Source organism: Sinomicrobium pectinilyticum, from assembly GCF_003725735.1.
Classification (GTDB): Bacteria; Bacteroidota; Bacteroidia; order Flavobacteriales; family Flavobacteriaceae; genus Sinomicrobium; species Sinomicrobium pectinilyticum.
Genome location: NZ_RJTM01000100.1, coordinates 1 through 7554, shown reverse-complemented (window position 1 = coordinate 7554; position 7554 = coordinate 1). Strand labels below are relative to the sequence as shown.

Sequence of the window (7554 nt, the reverse complement as noted above, 5' to 3'; positions counted from 1 at the left end):
GGAGGAGCCACTCAACAACCTGGATATGAGGCATGCCGTTGATATCATGCAGGCCATAACCCGTTTGGCAAGGGAGTTAGGCAAAACGATCGTTATAGTCATTCACGACATTAACTTCGCGGCAAATTATTCAGATTATATCATCGGCCTTAAAGACGGAGAGGTCATTTGCGATGACGAAACAACGGTAATTGTGAGAGAGGATATGCTTAAAAAACTTTATGGGATTGACTTTAGAATTACGAGGGATAACGCAACGCTCCTATGCAATTATTACAAAATATAATGTATAATTTTCAAATGAACTAATATGAACATAAAACTTTTAACAACAATATTTGCCGCAATTGCAGTAACTTTTACGGCCTGTAAAAACAAAAAACGAACACAATCGGCCGAAACCATTTCAGTGACGCATGAATTGGGCACGACTCAGGTCCCTGTGCAACCTCAGAAAGTGGTGGTATTTGATGCGGGAACATTGGAAACCCTTGATGAACTGAACATCCCGGTAGCAGGTATTCCCAAAGATTACGTGGCCAAACATCTTGAAAAATATAAAAATGATACCAACGTACAGGATGCCGGATCGATCATTCAACCCAATCTGGAACTGGTTGACGACATAAAGCCGGACCTGGTTGTCATATCGGCCGTGACGTCCAGTGCATATGAGCGATTATCAAAAATCGCACCTACCGTTTATCTCGGTGTCCGGAACGACAATTACAAACAATCTGTTATCGATAATTTAAACACTATTGGTGACATCTTTCGGGTAAAAGAGAAAACCGACCAAAAAGTGGCGGAAATAGAACGTAAAATCGGGGAAGCGATAAAAACCATAACGGCAAGTCCGAAGAAAATTATGATATTAATGTACAATGCCGGAGCCTTCAGTACCTTCGGCAATAATTCCAGATATGGATTTGTGTTCACCGATCTGAAGGCTGTACCGGCCGATGACAATAAGCAAACAGGTATACATGGTACTATAGTATCAAGTGAATATATCAGCCGTGTCAACCCCGATATTCTTTATATTATAGACAGAAATGAGATTATGTTAGGGCAGAAGACCAATAAAAGCGAAATAGAAAATGCCTTAATTCAAAAAACCAATGCGTTCAAAACCAACCGTATTATTCATGTAGATCCGAACGTCTGGTATCTGTCCGGAGGTGGAACATATTCCCTGAACCGGATGATAGACGATATATTAAAAGGATATGAATAATTATAATGAGATTTGATTTGAGGAAGAAGAGAATTGAAAGAAAAATCCCGTTTTTGGTGCTTTGCCCATTTTTCGGGGCTAAGCTTTTCTAACCTGCCAGCCGGCAGGCTGTTTTACAGATTAATACACTAAATTACAAATGTTTGTTCACTCCCGAAAGTACCTAAATAGCTGCATTAATATTGAATAACGACCTAGCGTTAATTAAAACGACTGAATACCATAAACTTACATATAAAATGAGATCAATTTTTACCTTGATTTTTGCATTGATTATTGTTATTCCGGGCCATTCTCAAAGCACCGGTTTATCTTTAAAGCTCCGGAAAGGAAAAGAGTATCAATAAATTTCGAGCTCTAAAGCAACTATAATTCAAGAGATTAACGAACAAAAAATGAATATGGTTGTCGCAACGACCAGTACAATGGCCTTTTTGGTCAAAGACAGTACTGAAAACGGGTATAACATTGATGCCAAATTCAAGAAAATCGATATCGCTATGCAAATGCCACAAGCGACCATAGATTTTAGTTCTGAGAAACATGACCCCGATGATATCTTTTCTACAATTTTAGGCGCAGTGACAGATAAACCTTTTGGAATTACAATGAGTAAAACGGGGAAGGTCACTGACGTTAAAAATGTTGAAACCATTTGGAGAACTGCTATGACGCCGTTTAAACAACTTCCTGAAACTGAAAAAGAGCAGATCATGAATGCATACAAAGGTGATGCGCTAAAAGGAACTATTGAAATGGTTACAGCAATTTATCCGGATAAACCTGTAAACAAAAAAGATAAATGGACTATAGAAACGGAATTTAAATCTTTGATGGCTGCAAAAGTAACCACGGACTATGAATTTGCCGAATTGACCCCAGATTATGCTTTAATAAAAGGGTATTCAAAAATTAAGACAACCGATAAAGATGCTTATACCGAATCATCAAACGGAATACTCACGAAATACGACTTAACAGGTTCAATGAGATCCGAAATTAAGGTGAATAAAAATACCGGTTGGATTATTGAAGCCAAAATCCATCAAGAGATAAAAGGCGATACATATATCAAGGAAAGTCCTCAAACACTAAATAGAATGAAAATACCTATGACGATGATAAATGAAATAGTGATTAAAAATTAGCACCAACACACAATAAACTCATCTTGAGTTGTTTCATTCAGAGCATGTTTAAGCTGGATTGATTGATTGTCGCGAAAAATCACTATTGTAACGGATTTTATGATTTTACAGTCCATGATTATACCTTTTGCCTTGCGGTTTTTTATCCAGGTGCCCCAGCTTTTTTATGCCGGGGTATATTGTTATGAAGCCTGTCCGGTAAAACAATCTAATACAACAACCATTAATACCGGGAAGATGATTATCACAAAGGGCTGCCCTTTAGCATCTTTGTGAGACCTGTTTCCATTTTCCCGCAAAACCGCAGAGAAATAGCTATGCTGTCTTATGATGCTGAGAAATTCCGGAAATACCATAAGGAAGGATTTCCGGAATTTAAAATGAAACACACAGTTATTCACTGACCTTTTCTTTTTTAAACTCTGTTGGGTCGTGATAACCAAAATATTCCATCTCACCACCGAAGTTGCTGATTACCTTCCGTACTTTATCCAGGGACTGAAGCCGAGTTTTATTATCTACGGCTCTAATTGTCGCTAACCGGTCAATGGGATGGTTTCTGTCTTCCAGTTCTGCTCTTAAATAGTATGCATCGCCAACATAAAAAGTCCAGCGATTATTCAATTTACAGGCCACACCACAATGTCCGGGAGTGTGCCCGAACAGTGGTATTAAATAGGCTTCAATATCCAGATCCAGTTTGCGGGCGGGTAAATCGAACCAGTTGCTGTTGTCTTTTTCGTATAAGCGAATTTCCGGGTTATGTGACAGTTGGTGGTTCAGGTACCTTTCATGACCATCTTTAAAGCTGTTGTATTCTTCTTTTGAGAGGTGTAATCTGGCTTTGGGAAAGTCCGCAGCCCCGCCAACATGGTCCGGATCAAGATGCGAACAGATTATATTCGCTACTTTATCAGGATTTAATCCTAATTGCTCTATTTGCTTAATTGCAGTAAAGCTTTCGTCAAATTGGAATCCCGTTATTTCCACCAATTCTTTCCCGAGAATTTTTTCAGGTTCTTTTGTTTCCGCCATTCCGATACCTGCATCTATAAGTGTAAGGGACTCATTACTTTCAATCAGTATGCAATGTCCGATTGCCGAGCCAAATGGCGATTCTATTTTAACACAATTCAAATGATGTACTTTCATAGCTGTTGTTATTTTTAGCTTGTGGATAAATTTATTATGTGAATACAAATGAGGCTATCTATTCCTTGGATTTCCGGAATAATAGCATTTTTCCTTTACACATAGTATTGGATGTCCTCGCGGGGAGGGCTGATGGCTTGGACCTGCTATTGATGTATTGTTTACCATCATAAACAGATCATTGACCGGAAATCCGTTCTGAAAATTATACCGATGCGTTAAATTCCGATCCAAGGCCTTCTCAAAGCTCCTTGTGCATACTTAAAGCCAGTTGCACCAACACTTTTACTGGGATTGATCAAAAATTAACGCATCACTGACTACTATCAGGTTAGTAAAATTAAATGACCTCATGCAAAAAGAAGGCACTGCCATCTCAGAGTTTGTTTAAAATGGCTTGATTGAAGTGAAAATTAACTATTTTGTGTCCAATTGAAGGCTTTTTTTCGATGCATAGCCAAGCTATGGAGCTAAAAAAAGACGAAAAGTGGGCGCAAAAGAGTGATTTTTTAACCAATTGAAGTCACTTTAAACAAGCTCTCAGGAAAGCAGTTTTGTCTTTCTTCTATTATAGATATTCCCGAAGACCGGAAACAGGTGACAAAAAATAACCTTTTTTAAGATACTTTACCCGTAACCTGCTTTCCCGGCACAGAAAGTCTTCGCGAAAGTACCCGGAATCAATCCGGAAGATCGAGTATTAAAGATTTATTCTGAAATACCCAGGACAACAATGCTCCGTAAGAAGAGGGGATATGGAGTTTTTTTCTGAGATTGGTTTTTAATTTTTCGATGTTCTTCTCACCACAGCCGAGTTCATCAGCCATCTGGCGGTTGGTCTTCCCGTCAACCAGCTTTTTTAAAACCTGTATTTCATTTCTGGTCAACCGGTCCATGGAAGTCACTGTTTTTTTTATATTTTTCCTGAAGAAATTGTTGACGTATTCTTCTCCTTTTATCAGGCAATCCATACATTCGTGCAATTCTTTCAGGGAAGTTCCCTTTGATAAAAAGGCGTCTGCTCCAACACTCATCGCCTTTTTATAATAATGCATACTATGATGCAGGGTCAGGGCTATAAACCGTGTGTCCGGGCTTCTCATTCTCGACTTCCTGATAACTTCAAACCCACTGATCCCGGACATGTTAAGATCTATGATCACAATATCCGGCCTGTGCTGCACTATTTTGATATAGGCTTCGTTACCATTACCGGCTTCTGCAATAACCACACTTCGGGGAAGGGTAGAAATAACGGTGTATAACCCTTGTCTGAATATAGATGTGCTATCCGCAATTAAAATTTCAGTCATAAGTCATTTAAATTAGCAGGCCATAACTATTGACCAACATTCTATACTATATATATTCCAAAAACCCGGAACAGGTGACAACAATTAACGTAAAAGGTTCAGAAGTTGGGAAACCGGCAACAGGCATCCCATTAAAGACTTCAGAACAGCCATTAACGTATCTCGGGTTACACCAGAAGGGGAATGGGAAAGCTGCGTAATGAGACCTGTATACCGTGTTGACCGCATACCTGTTTGCTTATGATTTCGCATATAATTGCTTAAGCAGTTCTGTAGCTAAAGGTGCATCACTTATACCGCCTATTGTCCAATAAACACCACGAAATGCGGTTTAAATCCAAACCCGGTATCACGAAAAAGGAAACCGAAAAAGCCTTTGTCCTCTGTAATGATTTTATGGTACAGGCCCGGAAGGTGTCCGAAGCAGAACTCCAACGCCTAAAGCGGCTGCATTGTGTGGAAGCTGTTGTTTGAGCAAAGATTTTTCCGCGGAAAACTCAAGAAAAACAGATCACAAAACCGATGAACCTAAAAACAGTCGTTATGAACACCTATGAGAAAAAACTGATTGAAAGCCGGAAACATTATGTTAAAGATTATCATCCCATATTGCAACCGCCCTCCATTTTTAAAGATAAATTCCAAATCCGCTATTTCTACATTGAAGGCCATGCCGATTTGTTACTGACGGCCCGGGCTTTTATATACTTATGCCAAAAAGTCAACAACCTCGGGGAAATCCCGAGAAAATATTTTTCGACGCAAGCATCGGAGCATCTTAAATCTCACTTTATTACCGATGTGTTAAATTCTAACGACAGGTCTGCTTAGCACTATTCATAATTGATTTTCAACCACATATACCACAAAGGTTTACACAAAGTTTGCAGAGGCAAAATAAATCACTGTTCTTTAAGCTTCTTGTTACGCACGGTTTTCGACACTTTTTTATGATGTGGCGATTTGATATTCAAGGCACTTCCCCTGTTACACCAACGGGTCCACCTGTCTTCGAAGGACCGGGATGCTTTTCCGCTCTAAAGCCCGGAAAACAGCCATTTAAGAGATTGTGTATACACTGGAGGGACACCGGTAAGCGGCTAACGGGGAAGGGTAAGCCGCTTACCGGTCTGCTTATGATTTTATCCATAACTGCCTGGGCAGCAAAACAGGTTACCCCCGCGGCCTGAGAAATCCGGTTAGCAGCATATATGGTCCCGTCTTCCACTTACCGGCTTGCTTGTAAATTCACAGGCAACTGCTTAAACGGCATACTGGCTTACATCTGCGGCTTAAGGGAATGGGTACGAAATCACAAGGGACCCGGTTTACAGCATACAGGGTTCGGTTGGCGGCTTAGCGGGTTACTTGTGAATCCGAAGGCCATTGCTTAAACAGCTTACCGGGTCAGCTTTGCAGTTTAAAGAAATGGGGGTGCGGTATAAAGGCCCCTGCCGGCCACTTATGCATTTCCGTTGACCGCTTACCGGGCTGCTTATGAATTTGTACGTCATTGCTTAAACGGCTAACCGGATTACTTATAAAATCGTACCCGGTTACTTAAACCGCATACCAGGTCAGGTTTACAGCTTCAGGGAATGCATATGTGGCAAACCCACCCCGGTTCAGTGAATACACAATCCCTTAAATGGCAGAAACAGACCCCGGATTATCCGCCCGGGAATACGGTATGCCGGTCCGTCAGCAAGGGAGGGTAAACCTTTACCGGGAGGTCGCCTGTCTTCAACCTGCCGGCTCCCCGGCAGCGGAGTCATCCGCCGGGCAGTGCTGTTGCCCCCGGTGCCGGGTTTGCCAACATGCTTAAGGTGGCGGGCCGGAGGTGTTCCCGAACCTGTATTGCCGGGCCGGGGATATTTGTCGTACCGCAAGGGGCACGTTCTGCCTGCTATTATCTCTTATCACTTTACCGCCATGGAACACGACCAGAAACCGGGTCGTTTAACCTGCGAAACATTACAGGTTTCAGGCCGTTCCCTCCGGGCAAAACACCTGTAAAAAACGGTTTACAGATACGGATAACGATAAACTCAAAGAAAGTAAACACAAGCAGCTGAATATCAAAGCAGGCACGTACACAAAGCAGATTTTCCCAAATATAGGAAACTGTTTAAATTTTATACATCAGTGCCACTTCTGGAATATTAATAACAACGCTTTATTTGCAGAATACAACTATAATCGCCGGGGAAAGTATGAAATTCCAAGGTCATTCCCTCTTCCATGAGCATGAGAGGAACTTCTGTAGAAATTACAGTGGTTTTCCAGGTATCAATGCGTAATTCGCCGGCATAAATCAATTGCCGGGGCACAAGCAGATGGGACGATTGTTCAATCCCGGAGATATGTGGGCCTTAATTATATCTTTCTCCTGAATGTTCCTCATGGCGAAGGTCTTCCGGTACAGCGGGATAAAAAATTTTAAAAGCAAAAATAGAGCTCCGGTGATTATTGCGGTAAAAACAATATCTGACAATTCGTGACTCACTGCGACCTAAAAGAACATTTGAATTGGTAGACTTTAGTTGTCTTTATTGCTTAAGGATACGAATTATATTGTAGAGATATTTTCCTGAAAGAAAAAACTCAGATAATTCATTTCAGACTACCTGAGTTTTTAGCTTTTCATCAATAAGATGTACCTTTTATGTAAGGGCTCAATTCTTACTATACTTATTCTTCCAAT

At 40.8% G+C, this 7554-nt stretch carries 6 protein-coding genes and 1 pseudogene; 5 read left to right on the top strand and 2 right to left on the bottom strand.

Annotated elements, in window-relative coordinates; genetic code table 11:
* From ED312_RS24435 to ED312_RS14455, 3 genes and pseudogenes are all read left to right on the top strand, one after another.
* Positions 1–286 (top strand): annotated as a pseudogene (locus ED312_RS24435) (iron ABC transporter ATP-binding protein); the annotation flags it as partial.
* 24 nt (positions 287–310) lie between these two features.
* A complete protein-coding gene (locus tag ED312_RS14460; RefSeq protein WP_123216736.1) occupies positions 311–1237 on the top strand; it encodes a siderophore ABC transporter substrate-binding protein in 927 nt (308 codons plus the stop codon).
* Between the two features lie 395 nt (positions 1238–1632).
* On the top strand, positions 1633–2385 hold the full coding sequence (locus ED312_RS14455) for a DUF6263 family protein (protein WP_123216735.1): 753 nt from the start codon (positions 1633–1635) through the stop codon (positions 2383–2385).
* A gap of 393 nt (positions 2386–2778) precedes the next feature.
* On the opposite strand, the gene ED312_RS14450 is transcribed toward ED312_RS14455, so the two are convergent.
* Together ED312_RS14450 and ED312_RS14445 are read right to left on the bottom strand one after the other, a co-directional pair.
* Positions 2779–3537 (bottom strand): MBL fold metallo-hydrolase, encoded by a 759-nt coding sequence (locus ED312_RS14450; RefSeq protein ID WP_123216734.1) that lies wholly within the window; start codon positions 3535–3537, stop codon positions 2779–2781.
* A gap of 680 nt (positions 3538–4217) precedes the next feature.
* Entirely contained in the window at positions 4218–4850 is a 633-nt protein-coding gene (locus tag ED312_RS14445) for a response regulator (RefSeq protein ID WP_123216733.1), read from the bottom strand.
* A gap of 324 nt (positions 4851–5174) precedes the next feature.
* Between ED312_RS14445 and ED312_RS23815 the strand changes: the two genes are divergently transcribed.
* Together ED312_RS23815 and ED312_RS14440 are read left to right on the top strand one after the other, a co-directional pair.
* On the top strand, positions 5175–5324 hold the full coding sequence (locus ED312_RS23815; RefSeq protein ID WP_170164526.1) for a hypothetical protein: 150 nt from the start codon (positions 5175–5177) through the stop codon (positions 5322–5324).
* Positions 5325–5372: 48 nt separating this feature from the next.
* A complete protein-coding gene (locus tag ED312_RS14440; RefSeq protein ID WP_148044301.1) occupies positions 5373–5681 on the top strand; it encodes a hypothetical protein in 309 nt (102 codons plus the stop codon).
* Positions 5682–7554: the final 1873 nt, after the last annotated feature.